We start from the raw sequence: 20,775 nt of genomic DNA, 5'->3' as shown, positions 1-20,775 counted from the left end.
CAGGAGTCACCGGTCGGCCGGTGACTCCTGCAGGCGGCTCAACGGGTGTCGCGGTCCGCCCCGGTCGCGAGGTCGCCGCACTCGACGAGCGCGACGGGCCGGGCGGCCAGGTAGTCGCGCGCCCCGCGGTCGCCGCTCGCCGCGGCCACCACACCCTCCCAGTGCGCGCGCCCGAGCAGCACGGGGTGGCCGGGGACCCCGTCGTACGCCGCGCGCGCCAGCGCCTGCGCGCCCCGCGCCGCACCCGCGGGGTCGGCGAGCAGCCGCGCGACGACCTCGGCGCCGACGTCGGGCAGGTCGACGAGCGAGACCACCACCGCCTCCGGCGCGCCCGCCTCGTCGGTGCCGACCAGGTGCCGCAGCCCGGCGCGGAGCGAGGCACCCATGCCCTCGGCCCAGTCGGCCGCCTCGACCACCCGCTCCCCGGGCACGAGCAGCCGCGCCTCGTCGGCGGCCGCCCCGAGCACGACCACCACCTCGGCGCAGCCACCCTCGCGCAGCACCGCCACCGAGCGGCGCAGCCACGAGGTGCCGTCGTCGTCGTGCACCAGTGCCTTCGGCGTGCCCATCCGCCGTCCGGCGCCTGCGGCGAGGAGGAGCGCGTGCACGGCCACGACCCGGACGCTAGCGTGTGGCGCTCACGGGGGGACGGAGGAGCGGTGACGGCTCGGGACGGGCGGGCGCCGGCGGCGCACCGGTGGGTGGCGCAGCCGACCAAGGGGCTGGTCAACGCCCCGTGGCGGCTCGTGGTCGCCATCCTCGCGGTGTGGGTGGCCTGCTCCGCGGCCTACGCCCTCCTCGAGGACAAGGGCTTCGTCGAGTCGCTGTGGTGGGGCGTGGTCACCGGGTCGACGGTCGGCTACGGCGACCAGTACCCCGCGACCACCGCGGGCCGCGTCGTCGCCGTGGTGCTCATCGTCAGCGCGCTCGTGCTGGTGCCGATCGCGATCGGCCACGTCATCGCGGGCTTCGTCGTCGACCGCAACGCCTTCACCCACGACGAGCAGGTCGCGCTCGCCGACACGGTCGGCGGCCTGCACGAGCGCGTCGAGCGGCTCGAGCACCTGCTGCTGGCCTCCCTCGGCGAGCAGCACGGCCGCGACTGGGTCGCGCGCCAGGTGGCGGAGTGGCGCGCGCTCGACGAGGCCTCCCACGACCGCCACGAGCAGATGCTCGACACCTTCCGGGACCACGAGCGGTGAGCGCCACCACGACCCGGCCCGCACCCGGACGGCTGCGGCCGCGCGCGGTGGGGCTCGCCGCCTCGACGGTGCTGTCGCTGGCCTCGACCGCGCCGGCGTACTCCCTCGCCGTCACCGTCGGGCTGCTCGTCGGCCTCGTCGGCGACCGCGCCCCGCTGGTGCTCGTGGCGGCGGCGCTGCCCGTGGCGCTGGTGGTGCTGTGCTTCCGCGAGCTCAACCGTGCCGAGCCCGACTGCGGCACCTGCTACGCCTGGACCACCCGTGCGCTGGGGCCCGTCACCGGCTGGCTCACCGGGTGGGTGGCGGTCGCCGCGTGCGTGCTCGTGCTGGCCAACCTCGCGCAGGCCTCCGCCGTCTACGCCTTCACCGTCGTCGGCGCCGACGACCTCGCCGCCTCCCGCGTCGCCCAGGGCCTCCTCGGCACGGCGCTGGTCGCGCTCGTCACGTGGCTGGCCGTCCGCGGCATCACCGTGGCCGCGCGCACCCAGGTCGTGCTCTTCGCAGTCGAGGCCGTGGCGCTGGTGTGGGTCGCGGCCCGTGCGCTGGCGACCGCACCCCTGCCCGAGCCCACCGCCTCCGCTGCCGCCGCGCCCGCCGGCGTCGGCGCCGGCGCGGTGGCCGCGGCGCTCCTCGTCGCGGTCTTCCTCTACTGGGGCTGGGACTCCTCCTTCTCGGTCAACGAGGAGTCGGTCGAGCCCACCACCACCCCCGCTCGCGCCGCGCTGCTGGCGATGGCCGGCCTCGTCGTGCTGTACGCCGGCACGACGGCCGCGCTCCTCGCCTGGGCCGGGCCGGACCGGCTGGCCGCGATCGGCGAGGACGACCTCTTCGCCGTGCTCGGCGACGCCCTGCTGGGCAGCACCGGCGGCACCGTCCTCGCCGGTGCGGTGCTCGCCTCGGCACTGGCCAGCACCCAGACCACCGTGCTGCCCGCCGCGCGCGCCGCCCTGGCCATGGCACGACGCGGCGCCCTGCCGACCGGCCTGGCCGAGGTCACCCCGGCCGGCTCCCCCGCCCGCGTCACCTGGGCCGTCGCCGGCCTCGCCACCGCCGTCTACCTCGCCCTGCTCGCCACCAGCGAGGCCGTGCTCGCCGACTCCGTGGCGGCCACCGGGGTGCTGGTCGCCGGCTACTACGCCGTGACGGCCGCGGCGGTCCCCGCCTACTTCGGCCGGGCCGCCCGCGAGCGCCCGCTGGCCCGCGTCGTCGTGCCTCTGCTGACCGCCACCACCTTCGCGGCCGTGCTCGTCGTCTCCCTGCGCGACCTCGCCGCGACCTCGACCACCTCGCTCGCCGCCGTCCTCGCCGTGCTGGCCGTCGGCGCCGGCTACCTCACGCTCGTGCCCACCGCTCGGAGGACCGCCCCGTGACCGACCAGCCCCGCCGCCGCATGCGCTCCACCAACGTCGCGATCGGCGTCACCGCCCTCGTCGCCGCCGGCCTGAGCGGCTGCTCGTCCTCCCCCGACTACGCCGCCGTGTGCGTGGACCCCGAGACCGAGGAGCGCGTCGACGACCAGTACTGCGACGACGACGGCGGCACCGGCGGCGTCGGCGCCGGCTTCCTGTGGTTCTACCTCGGCGCGAGCTCGCGGGTGCCGGCCCTCGGCGGCTCGGTGCGCGGCCTCGGCGGCACCTACGACCGCTCCGGTCTGCGGGGCTCCGTGCAGCGTGGTGGGCTGCCCACCACGGGCGGCTCCAGCGTCCGCTCGACCACCCGCGGCGGCTTCGGCGGCACCAGCCGCGGCATCGGCGGCTGAGGCCCGCCCGCGCCGCGCGCCGCGGCGTACGCCTCGCTCCCGACCGCTCGCCCCACCACCCGGAGGAACCGTGCTCGACCAGCTGCTCACCGCCCTCGGCCACGCCGTCGTCTACGCCCTGCTCACCGGGGGGTTGCTGGTGCTGGCCTACTACGTGCTCGACTTGGTCACCCCCGGCCACCTCGGCCGCCACCTGCGCGGCGGTGGGCCGGACGGGAAGGGCAGCGCGCTGCCGTCGTCGGGCGCCGGGCTGGTCACCGGCGCGTGGCTGGTCTCCAACGCGCTGGTGCTCTTCACCGCGATCTGGACCAACGGCGCCACGTCGCTGGGCTGGGCGCTGGGCTGGACGATCGCCTTCGGCGTGCTGGGCATCGCGCTCAACGCGGTGATGTTCTTCGTCGTCGAGGCCATCACCCCGGGCAGCCTGCGCGAGGCCGTCACCACCCCCGGCCCGGTGCGGCCGCTGGCCACCGTCGCCGCCGCCGCCGCGCTCTCGGTCGCCGCCATCGTCTGCGCGAGCATCGCCTGATGTGGCGCCACGCCTCGCGCCCGCGGGAGGGCTGGCAGCAGACCGTCACCCAGCAGGGCCTGGTCTTCCCCACCACGACCCGTCCCGACGGCAGCGTCGTGGACTACTGGCACGAGTCGGCGTGGTACGAGCTGACGATGGCCGAGGTCGAGCACCTCGAGGCCGCCACCGAGGAGCTGTGGGCGCTCTGCGTCGACGCCGCCGGGTGGATGGCAGCCCACCTCACCGACGAGCGGCTCGGTCTGCCCCCCGGCTCGCTGGCCTACGTGCGGGAGTCGGTGCGGCGCGGCGACCCCGCGCTGCACGCGCGCTTCGACCTCGCCTACGGCGGTGACGGCTCGGTCAAGATGCTCGAGGTCAACGGCGACACCCCCACCGGGCTCGTCGAGACCGGCGTCGTGCAGTGGCGCTGGGTCGAGGACGTGCTGCCAGGCAGCGACCAGTGGAACAGCCTGCACGACCGCCTCGTCGCGCGCTGGCGGGCGCTGTCGTGGAGCGGCGCGCTCGACGGACCCGAGGTGCACTTTCTCTACGACCTCGGCGAGGGCCCCTCCTACGACGACGGCGAGCTCGAGATGACCGTCCACTACCTCGTGGACACCGCCGTGCAGGCCGGCCTGCGCGCGATGGCCCACCCGATCGCCGAGCTCGGGTGGGACGCGGAGGCCCGGCGCTTCGTCGACGTGCACGGTCGCCCGGTGCGCAACGCCTACAAGCTCTACCCCTGGGAGGACATGCTCGGCGAGGAGTTCGGACGGCTGCTGCGTGAGGGCGCCGAGGCGCAGCCGGTGCGCTGGCTCGAGCCGGCCTGGAAGGTGCTGCTGAGCACCAAGGCGCTGCTGCCCGTGCTGTGGGAGCGCAACCCCGGCCACCCGCTGCTGCTCCCCGCCTACTTCGACGCGCCCGGCGACCTGACCGCGTGGGTCGCCAAGCCGCTGCACGGCCGCGAGGGCGACAACGTGCGCATTCACCTCGCCGACGGCAGCGAGACCCGGATGCCCGGCGCCTACGGCCAGGAGGGCTTCGTCTACCAGGAGTACGTCGAGCTGCCCGTCCACGACGGCAACCACGTCGTCCTCGGCAGCTGGGTCGTCGACGGCGAGGCGGCCGGCATGATCGTGCGCGAGTCCGACGGGCTGGTCACCGACTACTACAGCCGGGTCGTCCCCCACGCCATCAGCGACGCCGTCTCCCCCGACGCCGCCCAGGTGCAGTCCTGGCTCGCCGACCGCGGCCCCGCCCCCCGCGTGCCGGTGCTGCCGGACTGAGCTGCGCCGCTGCCGGAGTCACCGGCTGACCGGTGACTCCTGCACTTGTGCCCCGAGAACTCGGCCCACCAGTGCAGGACCTGGGCCACAAGAGGCCGGTCTCGGCGCACGGCGGCCCGCCGCCGCCCGCCCGGGCCTTGCCGGGCGCGCCAGACTGGCCGGCGTGGGCAGGCAGCGAGGCGAGCAGCAGACCGCGCCGGCGGAGAAGACGTGCGCGTCGTGCGGGCGCCGCATCGAGTGGCGCAAGAAGTGGGAGCGCGACTGGGACCAGGTGAAGTACTGCTCCGACGCGTGCCGTCGCCACGGGGTCGACGCCACCGACGAGGCGCTCGAGACCAGCGTGCTCGACCTGCTGGCCCGCCGCTCGGGCGGGTCGACGATCTGCCCGTCGGAGGCCGCCCGTGCCGTCCACGCCGCCCGGCCGGGGGCGGCGGACGACCCCGACGGCTGGCGCGAGCTGATGGAGCCCGCCCGCCGCGCCGCCCGACGCCTGGTCGCGGCCGGCGAGGTCGAGATCACCCAGGGCGGCCAGGTCGTCGACCCCTCGACCGCCAAGGGCGCGATCCGCATCCGCCGCGTCAGGTGAGCAGCTCCGCCGACGCCAGCAGGCGCCGCCCGACCGCCTCGCCGCCGAAGCCGAGCACGTAGAGCCCGGTCGACACCCGCTCCAGCAGCGCCCAGTCCCAGACTGCGTCGGGGTCGGTCCCGGTCAGGCCGGCGGCCAGGTCGCACCACCCGCGCAGCCGTCCACACGCGGTCGCCGGGTCGCTCCCCAGCGCGCCGGTGAGGTCGCGCAGGGCCACCCCCACGTCGTACGCCGGCTCCGCGACGACGCCCTCGCCGTCGACGAGCACCCACCCGGTCAGGGCACCGGGCCGGTGGTGCTCGACGCGCAGCAGGTTGGCCGGGTGCGGGTCGCCGTGGGTGACGACGCACGCCAGGGGGTCGAAGGCCGCGGCCCGGCGCCGGCCCGCCGCCTCCGCGGCGCGCAGCACCCGGGGCGACGCCGGTGCCCCCTGCTCGCGCCAGCGCCGCGCGACGCCGTCGAGCAGCAGGAGAGCCCGGTCGGCCCCGGGGGCGGGAGCCACCCACGGCGCCGCCACAGGCAGCCACGACCCGGCGAGGGTGGTCGCGAGCAGCCGCACCTTCTCCTCGGGCGCGAGCGGGGTCTGCTCCAGCGACGGCCCGAGCCGCTCGAGCAGCAGCGCGCGGTGGGCGAGGTCGACCGCGTGCAGCCGCACGTGCCCGCGTCCGTCGGCGGCGCGCAGCAGCGCGGCGACCCCGCCCACCTCGCTGTCGGGGGTGGCCACCTTGAGCACCCGCGGCTCGCCGTCGCGGGTGCGCACGCCGACGACGTACGACGCGCTGCCGCCGGGCAGTGCCCGCTCGAGCTCGAGACCCCACCGCTCGCACAGCAGCGCGAGGGTGGCGGGCAGCGCGGCGGCCCAGGCAGCGCCGGCCGCGCCGAGCGAGGCCACGCGCGCCCGCGTGAGCGGCTGCAGCCGCAGGGGGCCCGCGGGCTGCGGCGGGACGCTCAGGAGGGGAATGCCTGCTCGAAGACCCGCGCCCGCGCGGGGGTCCACGGGGCGGTGAAGCCGCAGACCGCGACGGTCCCGCGGCTGCCCGCGACCAACCACCGCTGGCCGACCTCGAAGTCGGGCACGCCCCCGATGGCGGCCCGCAGGTCGACCGGGTTGGTCAGCACCACGGTGGTCGCGGCGGTGCCGCCCGCGCCGGGGTCGCCGGCGTACCACTCGCCCACGTCGAGGCTGACCCGGTCGCCGGCCACCTCGGCGACCGTGCCGTCGAGCGCGACCTCCATCCGCGCGACCGCCTCGGCGGTGGGCACCATGCAGCGCGCGCTGCTCGCGGGCGGCGCCGCGAGGACGACCTCGCCCGCGGCGGCCGCTCCGCCCGGCTCGGTGCCGGCGGTCTCCGACGGCGTGACGGTGGCGAGGGGGTCGGGCTCGTCGTCGCCGGCGACGACGGCCGCGACCGCACCACCCGCGACGAGGACGGTGGCCGCCGCGGCCGCCGCGAGCCAGCGGTTGCGCGGACGGCGGCGACCACGGGCCGTGCCCGCGTCGTCGGCGGGCTGCCGGGGGCTCCGCATCGTGGTCTCCTCAGGCGTTCGGGCCACCCGGTCGGGGCGGCCTCGGGCGGCGGTCGGGCGCGCGGGCGTGGCACCGGGCTCGTACCCACCCCAGGCTCCCACAGCGCACCCCCGGACGGCACGAGGCCCCGGGACCGTGGTGGTCCCGGGGCCTCGCGGTGGAGCAGGTGGTGCGGGTGCGGCCGGAGCCGCGGGGTGGGGCAGGACTCAGAAGTCCATGCCGCCCATGCCGCCGTCGCCGCCCGGCATCGCGGGCGCCTTCTCCGGCTTGTCGGCCACGACGGCCTCGGTGGTGAGGAACAGCGCGGCGATCGACGCGGCGTTCTGCAGCGCGGAGCGCGTGACCTTGGCCGGGTCGATGATGCCCTCGGCGATCATGTCGACGTACTCGCCGTTGGCGGCGTTGAGGCCGTGGCCCGCGGTGAGGTTGGCGACCTTCTCCGCCACGACGCCGCCCTCGAGACCGGCGTTGACCGCGATCTGCTTGAGCGGGGCCGAGGTGGCCACGCGGACGATGTTGGCACCGGTGGCCTCGTCGCCCTCGAGCTCGAGCTTGTCGAACGCGGTGGCCGCGGCCTGGACGAGCGCCACGCCACCACCGGCGACGATGCCCTCCTCGACGGCCGCCTTGGCGTTGCGCACGGCGTCCTCGATGCGGTGCTTGCGCTCCTTGAGCTCGACCTCGGTGGCCGCGCCGACCTTGATGACGGCCACGCCGCCGGCCAGCTTGGCGAGGCGCTCCTGGAGCTTCTCGCGGTCGTAGTCGGAGTCGGACTTCTCGATCTCCGCGCGGATCTGGTTGACGCGACCGGCGATCTGGTCGGCGTCGCCCGCACCCTCCACGATGGTGGTCTCGTCCTTGGTGATGACGACCTTGCGGGCCTGGCCCAGCATGGCGACGTCGGTCGACTCGAGCTTGAGGCCGACCTCCTCGGAGATGACCTGGCCACCGGTGAGGATGGCGATGTCCTGCAGCATGGCCTTGCGGCGGTCGCCGAAGCCCGGGGCCTTGACGGCGACGGACTTGAAGGTGCCGCGGATCTTGTTGACGACCAGGGTCGACAGCGCCTCGCCGTCGACGTCCTCGGCGATGATGACGAGCGGCTTGCCCGACTGCATGACCTTCTCGAGCAGCGGCAGCAGGTCCTTGACGTTGGAGACCTTCTGGTTGGCGATGAGGACGTAGGGGTCCTCCAGCACCGTCTCCATGCGCTCGGGGTCGGTGACGAAGTAGGCCGAGATGTAGCCCTTGTCGAACCGCATGCCCTCGGTCAGCTCGAGGTCGAGGCCGAAGGTGTTCGACTCCTCGACGGTGATGACGCCTTCCTTGCCGACCTTGTCCATCGCCTCGGCGATGATCTCGCCGACGGTGGTGTCGGCGGCGGAGATGCTCGCGGTGGAGGCGATCTGCTCCTTGGTCTCGACGTCCTTCGCCATGCCGAGCAGCTGCTCGGACACGGCGGCGACGGCGGTCTCGATGCCGCGCTTCAGCGCCATCGGGTTGGCACCCGCGGCGACGTTGCGCAGGCCCTCGCGGACCATCGCCTGGGCCAGGACGGTCGCCGTCGTCGTGCCGTCACCGGCGACGTCGTCGGTCTTCTTCGCGACCTCCTTGACCAGCTCGGCGCCGATCTTCTCGTAGGGGTCCTCGAGCTCGATCTCCTTGGCGATGCTCACGCCGTCGTTGGTGATCGTGGGGGCGCCCCACTTCTTCTCGAGCACGACGTTGCGGCCCTTGGGGCCGAGGGTGACCTTGACGGCGTCGGCGAGCGTGTTCATGCCACGCTCGAGCCCGCGCCGGGCCTCCTCGTTGAAAGCGATCAGCTTCGACATGTCTCCTGCGGTTCCTCACTCGAGTGGAGGGTCGTGACCCGGTTCGTCGCCCGCGACGGACGGCCTGACCGAGCCGGCGGACCCTTCCCGCCGTCGCTGCAGACCTCGACTCCCCGGACCGGAAGTCATGGCACTCTCTCGAGGAGAGTGCCAGCGTCATGTTTAGCACTCGCCCCAGGCGAGTGCAAGGCGGGTACGCCGCGGCGCGCGGCGCCGCCGGCCGGCAGACGGGCAGCCTCAGGCCGCATCGAGCCGCGCGCGCACCAGGGCGGCGAAGGAGGTCGCGACCTCGGGCACGACGTCGAGGTAGAGCCCGGGCTCGATCAGCTCCAGCTCGCTCACGACCAGGGCTCCCTCCCACCGCATCAGGTCGACGCGGGCGTAGGCCAGGTCGGGCGCGGCGCCGTCGCGGGCGAGCCCCGGCAGGGCGGTGGCGACCTCGACCGCGCGCGCGGCCACGGCCGCGGCCTCGTCGGTGGGCTCGGTGCGGCGCGAGGACCCGCCGTACAGCTCGTGGACGCGCACCTCGCCGCCGGCCGGGCGCTTGTCGACCTGGGCGACGACCCGGCCGTCGAGCACGTAGACCGACGTCTCGCCCTCCGTGCGCACCGCGGGCACGACCGGCTGCACCAGCCACGGCGCCGCCACCAGGCCCTCGAGCCGCTCGTCGCGCAGCGAGTCGCACACGACGACGCCGACGCCACCGGCGCCGGTGCGGGGCTTGACCAGCACCTCGCCCCAGGTGTCGAGGGCAGCCGTCAGACCCTCGACGAGGGTGCGCTCGTCGAGCAGCCGGCTCGGCACGACCGGCAGGCCGGCGGCCTCCAGCTCGAGCAGGTAGGCCTTGTCGGTGTTCCACGCGAAGACCTCGGCCCCGTTGAGCAGCCGCCCCTCCGCCTCGACCCGCCGCGCCCAGGCGAGGAACTCGGCGACCCGGCGCTGGTAGTCCCACGTCGAGCGCGCCGCCACCAGCGCGGCGTCGCCCCACGCGACCGTCTCGTCGTCCCAGCGCACCCACCGCGCGTCGAGGCCCTCGGCGGCCAGCGCCCGCAGCAGCAGCTCGCCGCCGGTCTCGCCGTCGGGGAGCAGGGCGCAGGTCGCCAGCAGCACGTCGTCGCTCATGGCGAGGAGGCTAGGTGAGGCGCCGGCGCAGATGAGCACCCGTACCCATGCGCCGGGCCGCCCCCACGTCCCATGCTGAGCAGGTGACCACCACCTCGCCCCCGCCGGCCGCGACGCCGGCGCCGCCGCCCGCCCCGCACGCCGGCCCCCGGCCCGTGCCCGCCCCCCGCCTCGAGTGGCTGACCGCGGAGGTCGCCGACTGGCGCCGCCGCGGCCTCCTCGACGAGGCGCAGGCCGCGGCCGTGCTCGCGCTCTACACCCCCGGCCGCCGGGCGTCGCTGGCGCGGCTGCTGCTCGTCGTCGGCGCCTGCTTCGTGGGCGTCGGCCTGCTGTGGCTGGTCGCGGCCAACCTCGCCGCGCTCTCCCCCACCGCCCGCTTCGCCGGCGTCGTGGTGGTCTGGCTGGTGCTGCTGCTCGGCAGCGAGGCCCGCTCAGCGCGGCTGCCCGGACCGGTCGTCGCGGTGGGCCGGCTGGCAGCGGTGCTCGCGTTCGGCGCGGTCGTCTTCCAGGCCGCGCAGTCGCTGCAGGTGCCGGCCTGGGAGCCGCGGCTGCTCGGGGTGTGGGCGGCCGGCGCGCTGCTCCAGGCGTACGCCGTGCGCTCGGCCCTCGCGGTCGTCGTCGGCGTCGCCGTCGGCACCGGCTGGCTCGTGTGGGCCGGGGTCGGGGCGTCGGCGACCGGTCTCGACGTGGTGCTCCTGCTCGGGGCGGCCGGCGTCGGCGCGGTGGCCCTGGGCGCCCTGCACGAGGGCGGCAGCGACCGGCTGGCCCGCCTCGGCGTGCCGTGGCGCGAGGCCGGTGCCCTCCTGGTGCTCGCCGCCCTCTTCGGTGCGGCCCTGCCCTTCGTCGAGGCCGACGCCCAGCGCCCGGGGGCCTGGGCCCTCGCCGCTGGCGCGGTCGCCCTCGCGCTGGCCGCCGTCGCCGCGGCCCGCTCGGTCGGTCAGGGGCGCCTCGAGCCGGCCGTCGCCGCGCTCGCCGTCGCCGTGGCGACCGCGCTCGTGCTGTGGGAGGCGGGCAACGACGCCACCGACGTCGACCTCGCGGGCTGGCTGCACGCCGGCGCGGGGGTCCTCGCCTACGTCGGCCTGGCCGTCGCGGTCGCCGCGGCCGGCACCCTGCGCGACAGCGGTCGCCTCACCGGGCTGGCCACCGTCGCCCTGGTCGCCTTCACCACCGTGCAGGCCTTCGCGGTCTTCGCCCGCGTGGTCGAGGGCGCCTGGCTCTTCCTGCTGCTCGGCGCCGTGCTCGTCGGCACCGGGTGGCTCACCGTCCGCGCCCAGCAGCGCCTCGCCCGCACCCTGGAGGAGCAGTGAGCACCCTCGCCCGCGCGGCCGTCGCCGCCCTCGCCTCGCTGCCGCTGGTCGCGGCCGGCGTCGCACCCCAGCTCTCCGCCCGCCTGACCGGCGAGGAGGTGCTGCTGCGGGTGGCGCCGGTGGACCCGATCGACCCCTTCCGCGGGGCCTACGTCGACCTCGACTACCCCGACCTCACCACCGAGGGCGGCTCGTGGCCGCCGTCGGTCGACGACGGCCGGAGCGGCGCGGTCTACGCCGTCCTCGAGGAGCGCCCCGCCGCCGACGGCCTGCCCGCCACCTGGGCCTTGGCGCGCTGGTCCCGGGAGCGGCCCGCCGACGGCCTCTACCTCGCCTGCGACGACGCCGACTGGGCGGTGCGCTGCGGCATCGAGAGCTGGTTCGTGCCGCAGGACGAGGCGCTGCGCCTCGAGCGGGTGCTCGCCGACACCGGCGCGCTGGCCACCGTCCGCGTCGACGGTCGCGGCAACGCCGCGATCACCGGCCTGCGCGCGCCGTGAGCGCCGGGGTCAGCCGCCGCCTGCGTCATGCGGCTCCGACGCAGTGGCGTGCGAAGCGCATGACGCAGGGTCCGGAGCGGGGTCAGCCGCCCGCCACCGCCGGGATGATCGAGACCTGCGCGCCGTCGGGGGTGGGGGTGGCGAGGTCGTCGAGGAAGCGGACGTCCTCGTTGCCGACGTAGACGTTGACGAAGCGACGCAGCGCGCCGGTGTCGTCGAGCACCCGCGCACGGATGCCGGGGTGGTCGGCCTCGAGGCAGTCGAGGAGCTCGGCGAGGGTCGCGCCCTCGGCGCTCACCTCGGACGCGCCGCCGGTGTAGGTGCGCAGGATGGTCGGGATGCGGACGGACACGGCCACGGAGCGGCTCCTGGGGCTGGGAAGGGGGCGGTGGGCGCGGCGGCTCAGACGATGCCGCTGGCGACGAACGCGCTGTAGGACGGGGCGATGGTCGCGGCGGGCCCCACGCGGTCGGCGACGGCGTCCAGCGTCTTGAGGCCCATGCCGGTGTTGATGACCACGGTCTCGAGCGAGGTGTCGAGCTGGCCGGTCTCCACCAGCTTCTTCAGCACGCCGACGGTGGTCCCGCCCGCGGTCTCGGTGAAGATGCCCTCGGTGCGGGCGAGCAGCAGGATGCCCTCGCGCACCTCGTCGTCGCTGATGTCCTCGACCGCGCCGCCGGTCTCGCGGCAGATGTCGAGCACGTAGATCCCGTCGGCGGGGTTGCCGATGGCGAGGCTCTTGGCGATGGTGTCGGGCTTGACCGGGCGGATCGCGTCGACGCCGGCCTTGTAGGCGGTCGAGACCGGCGAGCAGCCCGTGGCCTGGGCGCCGAAGATGCGCACCGGCTTGTCCTCGACGAGGCCGAGCGCGACGAGCTCCTGGAAGGCCTTGCGGACCTTGGTCAGCTGCGAGCCCGAGGCGACCGGGATGACCACCTGGTCGGGCAGCCGCCATCCGAGCTGCTCGGCGATCTCGTAGCCGAGGGTCTTCGAGCCCTCGGCGTAGAAGGGGCGGACGTTGACGTTGACGAACGCCCAGCCCTCCTCCTCGCCGGCGATCTCGGAGGCGAGCTTGTTGACGTCGTCGTAGTTGCCGTCGACGGCGACCAGCTTGTCGGTGTAGACCGCGGAGTTGACCTGCTTGGGCTTCTCGAGGTTGCTCGGGATGAAGACGACGGTCTTCATGCCGGCGCGGGCCCCGGCCGCGGCGACGGCGTTGGCGAGGTTGCCGGTCGAGGGGCAGGCGAAGACCTTCGCGTCGAGCTCGCGCGCCGCGCTCAGCGCACAGGCGACCACCCGGTCCTTGAAGGAGTTGGTCGGGTTGGTCGAGTCGTCCTTCACCCACAGCTTGTCCAGGCCCAGCTCGGCGGCGAGGTTGCGCGCCTCGAGCAGCCGGGTGAAGCCGGGCTCGGTGTTGGGGCTCTGCTCGATGTCGTCCGGCACCGGCAGCAGCGCCTTGTAGCGCCAGATGTTGCGGGGGCCGGCCTCGATCTGCTCGCGGGTGACCGCCGGGAAGTCGTAGGCCACCTCGAGGGGCCCGAAGCACTCCGGACACGCGTAGAACGGACCGAGGGCGACCTGGTGGCCGCACTCGCGGCAGGCCAGGGCTGTGGCGTTGCCGAAGGCACCCTCGCGCAGGCGCGGGTCGGGGGCCGGGGCGGTGTCGGCCGGTGCGGCAGCCGGAGCGGTGGTGGGCTCGACGGTCGGTGCGCTCATGGGGGATTCCTCCTCCTCATCATTCCCTGAGGCGGACTTCGCCCCGGGCCGGTGTCGGCACCACTTCCGCGACTGCACCGGGCGGTGCAGGAAGGTTCGCGGCGGTTGCCGGGACGTCACAGGGCCGTTCCCTCAGTCCCTCTCGATGAGCTGGGGACGACTGTACGCACCCGTCTCAGCACGTGCACACGCTTCTCGGCATCCGGGACCGGCTGCGACGCACCTCACGCGCCGACCGCCCCCCCACGGCGTACGCCGGTGCGCGGCCCCGGCGGGTGTGGTGGGGTGGGCGCATGGAGTTCACCTCGCCGGAGGCGCAGGAGCGGTACGCCGCGCTCGTCCGCGCCCTGCCGCAGGTCGTGGTCGGCCTCGACTTCGACGGGACGCTGTCGCCCATCGTCGAGGACCCGACGGCGGCGCGCATCCACCCCGAGGCGGCCCCGGTGCTGCGCGCGCTCGCCGCGGAGGTCCGCGCGCTGGCGGTCGTCACGGGCCGGCCGGCGCGGCAGGCGATCGCCCTCGGCGACCTCGACGAGGTCGGCACCGCGCTCCGGGAGGCCGGCACCGAGCTCTACGTCTTCGGGCAGTACGGCAACGAGCGGTGGTCGGCGAGCCGGCGACGCATCGTCTCGCCGCAACCGCCGCACGGCCTCGCGACCTTCCTGCGGGAGCTGCCGGGCGTGCTGCGCGAGGCCGACGCGGCCGACGCCTGGGTCGAGGAGAAGGGCCTGGCGGTGGCGGTGCACACCCGCCGGCTGCCCGAGCCCGGGGAGGCCCAGCGGCGCCTGACCGCGCCGCTCACCGCGCTGGCCGAGCGCCACGACCTGGCGATCGAGCCCGGGCGGCACGTCCTCGAGGTGCGCGCGCCCGGGATGCACAAGGGGATCGCGGTGCGCACTGTCGTCGAGGAGGTCGAGGCCGGGGGCATCCTCTTCGCGGGCGACGACCTCGGCGACCTCGAGGCCTTCGAGGCCGTGGCCGAGCTGCGCGAGGAGGGCCTGGCCACGCTGCTGGTCTGCTCGGCCTCCGAGGAGCAGGTCGCGCTGGTCGAGCGCGCCGACGTCGTGGTCGACGGGCCCGACGGCGTGCTGGAGCTGCTGCGCCGGCTCACCGCCGACGCGGCCGCGGCGCGCGGCTGACGGGTCTCGAGACCGCCCGGACGGGCCCCCTCGACCACCCGGTGGGGGTCAGAGCTCGCCGGTGAGGATGACCGTGAGCCGGTCGAAGCGCATCGGCTCGACCGCCGGCACGACGCGGTCGATGCCGAGGTCGCGCGCGAGCACGTCGGCTGCCTTCTGCAGCCGCGGCGGGAAGTAGACCGTCGACGACGGGATGGTGCCGACCCAGTTGTCGGAGCCGACGACCTGCCAGCCGATGTCGGCGGTGCGGTCGGCGACGCGGCCGGCGAGACCGCTGATGCCGGACTGGTTGTAGACCTCGACCACGACCTCGCCGCGGCGCACCGCGGGTGCCTTCCTCGCGGGCTCGGCGGTGCGGGTGGGCGTGGCGCTCGGCGTGGCCGACGGCGTCGGGTCGGCCTCCCGGGAGACGACGGTGACCCGCTCCTCCTCGCCCGGGCCGTCGGTGGCGAGGAAGGCGACCCCGGCCATCGCGACCGCGACCACGCTCAGCAGCACGACCGGCGACGGGAAGGCGGTGCCGCGCTCGTCGCGGCGGCGGGGCGCGGGCACCTCAGACCTCGAAGCCGAGGCGGCGGGCGGAGCGCTGGCGCTGGCGCGCGGAGCGCAGCCGCCGCAGCCGCCGCACGAGCAGCGGGTCGGCCTCGAGGGCCTCCGGCTTGTCGATGAGGGCGTTGAGCACCTGGTAGTAGCGGGTCGACGACATGTCGAACTTCTCGCGGACCGCCTGCTCCTTGGCGCCGGCGTACTTCCACCACTGGCGCTCGAACTCGAGGATCTCGCGGTCCCGGTCGGACAGGCTGGGCGCGTCGCCGGCCTCGTGGCCGGTGAGGGCGTTCGCGGCGTCCATGCGGGGCTCCTGGCGACGGGGTCGGGTGCGGGCCCGCCCAGACTAGGCGACGAACCACACGCGTGTCATTCCACCGGCGTGGCGCGCCGCGAGTGGTCTCGTCCGGCGGGCGGGCCCGCGCCGCGCGGGCTCGCCTAGGGTCGCGGGCATGGAGCAGACGACCCGCTGGGGCATCCTGTCGACCGGCAAGATCGCGCGCACGTTCGCCGCCGACCTCGCCCACGTGCCGGGCGCCGCGCTCGTCGCGGTCGGCTCGCGCAGCGAGGCCGCGGCGCAGGCGTTCGTCGACGACCTCGCCGCGGGCGGGGAGCTCGCCGCCGGTGCCGCGCCGCCGCGCGCCCACGGGTCGTACGCCGCCCTCGTCGCCGACCCCGACGTCGACGTCGTCTACGTCGCCTCGCCCCACGCGCTGCACCTCGAGCACGCCCGCCTCGCCTTCGAGGCCGGCAAGCACGTGCTGTGCGAGAAGCCGCTGGCGCTGAGCCTGGCGCAGGCCGAGGAGCTCGTCGCGCTCGCCGGGCGCCACGACCGCTTCCTCATGGAGGCCATGTGGACCGCCTGCCACCCGGTCGTCCGCGCAGTCGTCGACGGCCTGCACGCCGGCCGCTTCGGGGCGCCGCGCCAGCTGCACGCCGACCTGGGCTGGAAGGTCGAGCTGCCCCCGACCGACCGGATGTTCTCGCGCGAGCTCGGCGGCGGGTCGACCCTCGACATGGGGGTCTACGTCCTCACGGTCGCGCACCTGCTGCTCGGCGAGGTCCGCGACCTGCGCGCCACGGCCACGCTGACCGACCAGGGCGTCGACCTCGACGTCGCGATCGCCGGCCGCTACGCCTCCACGGACGGGCGAGGTGCCGTCGCCGCCCTCACCGCGTCGATGTCGGCGCCCACCTCCCGCTCGGCGGCGCTCGCGACGAGCACGGGCCGCCTCGAGCTGCCCGCCCCCTTCCACCACCCGGCGTACGCCGTGTGGACGCCGCTCGACGGCGAGCCGGAGCGGGTGGAGGGCAGCGGGCCGCTGCTGGGGCGCGGCTACGGCAACGAGGCGGCCGAGGTCGGACGCTGCCTGGCCGAGGGGCTGCGCGAGAGCCCGCTGGTGCCCCACGCGCAGACGCTGGAGATCGCGCGGCAGATGGACGAGGTGCTCGCGCAGGTCGGCGTGACCTACCCCTGAGGGGCCTCCCCGCGGTGGCGGCGCCCACTAGGGTCGAGGCCATGACCACGAGCGGCTCGGCAGACCTCGTCATCGTCGCCAACCGGCTGCCCGTCGACCGGGTCACCGACGCCGACGGCGGGCCGGGCTGGCGGCGCTCGCCCGGCGGGCTCGTGAGCGCGCTCGAGCCGGTGATGCGCGCCAACGACGGCGCCTGGCTGGGCTGGCCCGGCGGCACCGAGACCGACCTCGAGCCCTTCGTCGAGGACGGCCTGCAGCTGGTGCCGATCGGGCTCACGGCCGAGGAGGTGGAGGAGCACTACGAGGGCTTCTCCAACGGCACGCTGTGGCCGCTCTACCACGACGTCGTGGCGAAGCCGGAGTTCCACCGCGAGTGGTGGGACTCCTACGTCGCGGTCAACCGTCGCTTCGCCGAGCGCGCCGCCGAGGTCGCCAGCGAGGGCGCCACGGTGTGGGTCCAGGACTACCAGATGCAGCTGGTGCCGCAGATGCTGCGCGAGCTGCGCCCCGACCTGCGCATCGGCTTCTACCTCCACATCCCCTTCCCGCCGGCCGAGCTCTTCCAGCAGCTGCCGTGGCGCCGCCAGCTGCTCGAGGGCCTGCTCGGCGCCGACCTCGTCGGCTTCCAGCTCCCGGGCGCGGCACAGAACTTCGTGCGGCTGGTGCGCCAGCGGGTGGGCCACAAGACGCACCGCGACATGGTCTACCTGCCCGACGGGCGCACGGTGAAGGCGGCCGCCTTCCCGATCTCGATCGACGTCGACTCCTTCGCCGAGCTCGCCTCCTCGCCCGCGGTCGAGGCGCGCGCCGCCGAGATCCGCGAGGCGCTGGGCAACCCGTCGAAGGTGTTCCTCGGCATCGACCGCCTCGACTACACCAAGGGCATCTACGCCCGGCTGCGCGCCTACAGCGAGCTCGTGCGCGACGGCCACCTCGACGTCGACGACGCCGTCTTCGTGCAGGTCGCGACGCCCTCGCGCGAGCGGGTCGAGCAGTACCGCATCCTGCGCGACGACATCGACCGCCTCGTCGGCCGCATCAACGGCGACCTCGGCCGCATCGGCCGCCCCGCGATCTCCTACCTCCACTCCTCCTACCCCCGCGAGGAGATGGCGGCGCTCTACCGCGCCGCCGACGTCATGGTCGTGACCCCCTTCCGCGACGGCATGAACCTCGTCGCCAAGGAGTACGTCGCCTGCCGCCTCGACGAGTCCGGCGCGCTGGTGCTCTCGGAGTTCGCCGGCGCCGCCGAGGAGCTGAAGCAGGCCTGGCTGGTCAACCCCTACGACATCAACGGCATGAAGCAGGCGCTGCTCGAGGCCCACCGGGCGCCCGAGAAGGAGCTGACCCGACGGATGCGCGCGATGCGCAAGTGCGTGGCCGAGCACGACGTCACCCAGTGGGCCTCCGACTTCCTCGAGGAGCTCGCCGCCACCCGCCCCGAGCACGGCAAGGTCGTGCGGCCGGCCCGCCGGTCCTGAACGCCCGCGTCCCGCCGGCGTCCCGCGGCGCCGCTGCACGACGTACGCGCCGGGAGGTCACGCGTGGACAGCGTCACGCGGCGGCCTCGCGAGAAGCGCTGCCGCGGGGTCGGTGCACGGGCGTAACCTCGCCGTCATGGACGTGATCCCGAAGCCGGACCAGGTGGTCTCGGCCGCGAGCAACGTGGCGCACAAGGTGCTCTACGGCGGGCTGGCCGACCTGCGCCCGATGCCCCGCACGCTGATCGACGAGGGCACGCTGCGCGAGGTCTACCACTACCGCCCGGCCGCGGGCGCGCAGGAGACCGGCGACCCCGTCCTGCTGGTGACGCCGCTGGCCGCGCCCAGCATCTGCTTCGACCTGCGCCGCGGCTGCTCGCTGGTCGAGCACCTGGTCACCGAGGGGCGGCGCACCTACGTCGTGGAGTACGGCGAGGTGTCCTTCCGCGACCGCGGCCTCGGGATGGAGCACTGGATCGACGAGGTCGTGCCGTCCGCGGTGCGGGCCGTCTCCGAGCACGCCGGCGGCCGCCCCGTCCACCTCGTCGGCTGGAGCCTGGGCGGCATCTTCACCGCGCTGACGGCCGCCGACTCCCCCGACCTGCCGATCGCGTCGGTGACCATCGTGGGCTCGCCCTTCGACGTCTCGCTGGTGCCGCTCGTGGCCCCGATCCGGCCGCTGCTGCGGCTCAACCCGACCCAGGGCCGCGGCGCGGTGACCCGCGCCTACCAGCTGATGGGCGGCGCGCCGAAGCCGCTGGTGCGGTGGGCCTTCCAGCTCAGCTCCTTCCAGAAGCTGGTGACCAAGCCGCTGGCGGTGGCCACCCACCTCGACGACGCCGACTTCCTGGCGCAGATCGAGGCGGTCGACCGCTTCACCGCCAACATGATCGCCTACCCCGGCCGCACCTTCGGCCAGCTCTACCACCGCTTCGTCAAGGGCAACGCCCTCAAGGGCGGCCGCTTCGAGCTCGACGACCGCACCATCGACCTGGCCGACCTGACCGCCCCCGTGCTGGTCTTCGCCGGCGCCAACGACGGCATCGCACCGGTCGGTGCGGTGCGCGCGCTCGTGCCGCTGCTCTCGGGCGCCGAGGAGGTGCGCTTCGAGATCGTGCCGGGCGGCCACCTCGGCATGCTCACCGGCCGGGCTGCGCGCGGCACCACCTGGCAGGTGCTCGACGAGTGGGTCGACCGGTGGTCGAGCGACGCGGACGGCGCCGAGGGCACCGAGGGCGCCGAGGGCGCCGCCGCTGCGGCGGGCGGAGCCGAGCGGTCGGCCACCCCGCGGGCGATCGGCTCGAACCCCCGGCGCCGCTACGGGTCGGCGGGCTCGCGCGCGCTCTCGCGGTGAGCGAGGGCCCCTCCCCGACGCAGGCGGCCGCCGCCACCCCGCCGGCCATCCCCGGTGAGATCCGGGTGCTGGTCGGCAGCGCCTTCGTCATCGCGATCGGCTTCGGCCTGGTCAGCCCCGTGCTGCCGGCCTACGCCCGCAGCTTCGACGTCGGCGTCGCCGCCGCCTCGGTGGTCGTGTCGGCGTTCGCGTTCTTCCGGCTGCTCTTCGCCCCGGCGGGCGGCGCCCTGGTGACGCGGCTGGGCGAGCGGCCCGTCTACCTCACGGGCCTGCTCGTGGTCGCGGCGTCCTCGCTGGCGACGGCGTTCGCCCAGTCCTACGCGCAGCTGCTGGTGCTGCGCGGCCTCGGCGGCATCGGGTCGACCATGTTCACGGTCTCGGCCATGGCGCTGCTGGTGCGGCTGGCGCCGCCCGCGGTGCGGGGCCGGGTGTCGGGCGCCTACGCCAGCGCCTTCCTGCTGGGCGGCGTGCTGGGACCCGTGCTCGGCGGCCTGCTGGCCGCGGGCGGCCTGCGCCTGCCGTTCGTCGTCTACGCGGGCGCACTCGTCGTCGCCGCCGCGATCGTGGCGCTGCGCATCTCCGACGCGTCGCTGCGACCGCCGCCCGGCACGACGCCCGCGCCCCCGATGCTGCTGCGCGAGGCGCTCGGCGACTCCGCCTACCGCGCCGCCCTGGGCTCGGCCTTCGCCAACGGGTGGTGCAACTTCGGGGTGCGGGTCGCCGTGCTGCCGCAGTTCGCCGTCGCGGTGCACGACGACACCTGGGTGGCCGGCGTGGCCCTCGCCGTGGCAGCGGCCGGCACGGCGCTCACGCTGCAGGTGGGCGGCCGGCTCGCCGACCGGGTGGGGCGCCGGCCCCTGGTCGTCGCCGGCCTGCTCGTCTCCGCCGTCGGCCTCGGCGTCGTCGGCCTCAGCGGCGACCTCGTGCTGCTGCTCGTGCTGTGCGGCGTCTCCGGCCTCGGCGCCGGCCTGGTCAACCCGGCGCAGCAGGCGAGCGTCGCCGACGTGGTGGGCCCCGACCGCAGCGGCGGCAAGGTGCTCGCGACCTTCCAGATGGCCCAGGACGCCGGGGCGATCGTCGGGCCGGTCCTCATCGGCGTCGTCGCCGACGCCTACGGCTACGGCACCGCGTTCCTCGTCACCGGCCTCGTGAGCGCCGTGGCGGTGCTGCCGTGGATCGGGGCGCGGGAGACGCTGCCGCAGTAGCTGCGGCTCCCCGGTCGCGGGTCCTGCCCCGTCGGCGCGGCGGCTCCTCTCCCGGGGGAGGAGTCCGGCACGTGCTGGACGTTCGTCCACCCCTTGCACGAACGTCCGAGCACAACCCAGAGTTCTTGGGCCACAAGCTCGCCACCACGTGCTCGAACGTTCGATCACCGGTTGCACGGACGTTCGAGCACGACAGGAGCTTTTCTCCCCCCGGGCTCCG

21 protein-coding genes, 1 pseudogene and 1 riboswitch are annotated in these 20,775 nt (G+C 75.4%); of the genes and pseudogenes, 13 read left to right on the top strand and 9 right to left on the bottom strand.

Annotated features, from left to right (window positions below):
* Positions 1-38 precede the first annotated feature (38 nt).
* Positions 39-614 (bottom strand): nucleotidyltransferase family protein, encoded by a 576-nt coding sequence (locus BJ989_RS05870; protein ID WP_343049128.1) that lies wholly within the window; start codon positions 612-614, stop codon positions 39-41.
* A 45-nt stretch (positions 615-659) separates the two neighbouring features.
* Here BJ989_RS05870 and BJ989_RS05865 point away from each other — a divergent pair, with 45 nt between their 5' ends.
* The 6 genes from BJ989_RS05865 (at position 660) to BJ989_RS18170 (ending at position 5,344) form a co-directional block, all read left to right on the top strand.
* Entirely contained in the window at positions 660-1,202 is a 543-nt protein-coding gene (locus tag BJ989_RS05865) for an ion channel (RefSeq protein ID WP_218848741.1), read from the top strand.
* The gene (locus tag BJ989_RS05860) at positions 1,199-2,572 is read left to right on the top strand and encodes an amino acid permease (protein ID WP_179517396.1); all 1,374 of its coding nucleotides are present in this window, start codon (positions 1,199-1,201) and stop codon (positions 2,570-2,572) included. The genes BJ989_RS05865 and BJ989_RS05860 overlap by 4 nt, the downstream gene beginning before the upstream one ends.
* A complete protein-coding gene (locus tag BJ989_RS05855; protein WP_343049127.1) occupies positions 2,569-2,961 on the top strand; it encodes a hypothetical protein in 393 nt (130 codons plus the stop codon). The genes BJ989_RS05860 and BJ989_RS05855 overlap by 4 nt, the downstream gene beginning before the upstream one ends.
* Positions 2,962-3,031: 70 nt before the next feature.
* Positions 3,032-3,490 (top strand): DUF350 domain-containing protein, encoded by a 459-nt coding sequence (locus BJ989_RS05850; RefSeq protein ID WP_179517395.1) that lies wholly within the window; start codon positions 3,032-3,034, stop codon positions 3,488-3,490.
* Positions 3,490-4,758, top strand: coding sequence for a glutathionylspermidine synthase family protein (locus tag BJ989_RS05845; protein ID WP_179517394.1), 1,269 nt, complete (start codon positions 3,490-3,492; stop codon positions 4,756-4,758). Before BJ989_RS05850 ends, BJ989_RS05845 begins: the two co-directional genes overlap by 1 nt.
* A 163-nt stretch (positions 4,759-4,921) precedes the next feature.
* The gene (locus BJ989_RS18170) at positions 4,922-5,344 is read left to right on the top strand and encodes a DUF3253 domain-containing protein (protein ID WP_179517393.1); all 423 of its coding nucleotides are present in this window, start codon (positions 4,922-4,924) and stop codon (positions 5,342-5,344) included.
* Here the strand turns inward: BJ989_RS18170 and BJ989_RS05835 are convergent.
* From BJ989_RS05835 to BJ989_RS05820, 4 genes are all read right to left on the bottom strand, one after another.
* The gene (locus BJ989_RS05835) at positions 5,337-6,236 is read right to left on the bottom strand and encodes an aminoglycoside phosphotransferase family protein (RefSeq protein ID WP_179517392.1); all 900 of its coding nucleotides are present in this window, start codon (positions 6,234-6,236) and stop codon (positions 5,337-5,339) included. The genes BJ989_RS18170 and BJ989_RS05835 overlap by 8 nt on opposite strands.
* Positions 6,237-6,292: 56 nt before the next feature.
* On the bottom strand, positions 6,293-6,871 hold the full coding sequence (locus tag BJ989_RS05830) for a hypothetical protein (protein WP_179517391.1): 579 nt from the start codon (positions 6,869-6,871) through the stop codon (positions 6,293-6,295).
* A gap of 207 nt (positions 6,872-7,078) precedes the next feature.
* Positions 7,079-8,704 carry a chaperonin GroEL gene (groL, locus tag BJ989_RS05825; RefSeq protein WP_179517390.1) on the bottom strand — a complete coding sequence of 542 codons (1,626 nt, stop codon included), beginning with the start codon at positions 8,702-8,704 and terminating at the stop codon, positions 7,079-7,081.
* A 237-nt stretch (positions 8,705-8,941) separates the two neighbouring features.
* Positions 8,942-9,826 (bottom strand): ATP-grasp domain-containing protein, encoded by an 885-nt coding sequence (locus tag BJ989_RS05820; protein WP_179517389.1) that lies wholly within the window; start codon positions 9,824-9,826, stop codon positions 8,942-8,944.
* Positions 9,827-9,909: 83 nt separating this feature from the next.
* Between BJ989_RS05820 and BJ989_RS05815 the strand changes: the two genes are divergently transcribed.
* Both BJ989_RS05815 and BJ989_RS05810 read left to right on the top strand, forming a co-directional pair.
* Positions 9,910-11,136, top strand: coding sequence for a DUF2157 domain-containing protein (locus tag BJ989_RS05815; RefSeq protein WP_179517388.1), 1,227 nt, complete (start codon positions 9,910-9,912; stop codon positions 11,134-11,136).
* Positions 11,133-11,636, top strand: a complete 504-nt coding sequence (locus tag BJ989_RS05810; protein WP_179517387.1) for a GDYXXLXY domain-containing protein — start codon at positions 11,133-11,135, stop codon at positions 11,634-11,636. Before BJ989_RS05815 ends, BJ989_RS05810 begins: the two co-directional genes overlap by 4 nt.
* 82 nt (positions 11,637-11,718) lie before the next feature.
* On the opposite strand, the gene BJ989_RS05805 is transcribed toward BJ989_RS05810, so the two are convergent.
* Complete coding sequence (locus BJ989_RS05805; protein WP_179517386.1) at positions 11,719-11,994, bottom strand: MoaD/ThiS family protein; 276 nt, start codon at positions 11,992-11,994, stop codon at positions 11,719-11,721.
* Between the two features lie 44 nt (positions 11,995-12,038).
* Entirely contained in the window at positions 12,039-13,352 is a 1,314-nt protein-coding gene (thrC, locus tag BJ989_RS05800) for a threonine synthase (RefSeq protein ID WP_179517385.1), read from the bottom strand.
* Positions 13,353-13,365: 13 nt separating this feature from the next.
* A riboswitch (SAM riboswitch) is annotated at positions 13,366-13,504 on the bottom strand.
* A gap of 141 nt (positions 13,505-13,645) precedes the next feature.
* Here thrC and otsB point away from each other — a divergent pair.
* Positions 13,646-14,491 (top strand): trehalose-phosphatase, encoded by an 846-nt coding sequence (gene otsB, locus BJ989_RS05795; protein ID WP_179517384.1) that lies wholly within the window; start codon positions 13,646-13,648, stop codon positions 14,489-14,491.
* 48 nt (positions 14,492-14,539) lie between these two features.
* Here otsB and BJ989_RS05790 read toward each other — a convergent pair whose 3' ends face one another.
* Positions 14,540-15,043, bottom strand: coding sequence for a LytR C-terminal domain-containing protein (locus tag BJ989_RS05790; protein WP_343049126.1), 504 nt, complete (start codon positions 15,041-15,043; stop codon positions 14,540-14,542).
* 1 nt (position 15,044) lies between these two features.
* Positions 15,045-15,344 (bottom strand): annotated as a pseudogene (locus BJ989_RS05785) (DUF3263 domain-containing protein); the annotation flags it as partial.
* A 145-nt stretch (positions 15,345-15,489) separates the two neighbouring features.
* On the opposite strand from BJ989_RS05785, the gene BJ989_RS05780 reads away from it, so the two are divergent.
* From BJ989_RS05780 to BJ989_RS05765, 4 genes are all read left to right on the top strand, one after another.
* Entirely contained in the window at positions 15,490-16,515 is a 1,026-nt protein-coding gene (locus BJ989_RS05780) for a Gfo/Idh/MocA family protein (protein ID WP_179517382.1), read from the top strand.
* Positions 16,516-16,556: 41 nt separating this feature from the next.
* Positions 16,557-17,996, top strand: coding sequence for an alpha,alpha-trehalose-phosphate synthase (UDP-forming) (locus tag BJ989_RS05775; RefSeq protein WP_179517381.1), 1,440 nt, complete (start codon positions 16,557-16,559; stop codon positions 17,994-17,996).
* A gap of 136 nt (positions 17,997-18,132) precedes the next feature.
* Positions 18,133-19,350: an alpha/beta fold hydrolase gene (locus BJ989_RS05770; RefSeq protein ID WP_218848740.1), complete on the top strand. Its 1,218-nt coding sequence runs from the start codon at positions 18,133-18,135 to the stop codon at positions 19,348-19,350.
* Positions 19,347-20,555, top strand: coding sequence for an MFS transporter (locus tag BJ989_RS05765; RefSeq protein WP_179517380.1), 1,209 nt, complete (start codon positions 19,347-19,349; stop codon positions 20,553-20,555). Before BJ989_RS05770 ends, BJ989_RS05765 begins: the two co-directional genes overlap by 4 nt.
* Positions 20,556-20,775 lie beyond the last annotated feature (220 nt).

Source organism: Nocardioides perillae (assembly GCF_013409425.1).
GTDB classification, from domain to species: domain Bacteria; phylum Actinomycetota; class Actinomycetes; order Propionibacteriales; family Nocardioidaceae; genus Nocardioides; species Nocardioides perillae.
This window is presented reverse-complemented; position numbering and strand designations above follow the sequence as displayed.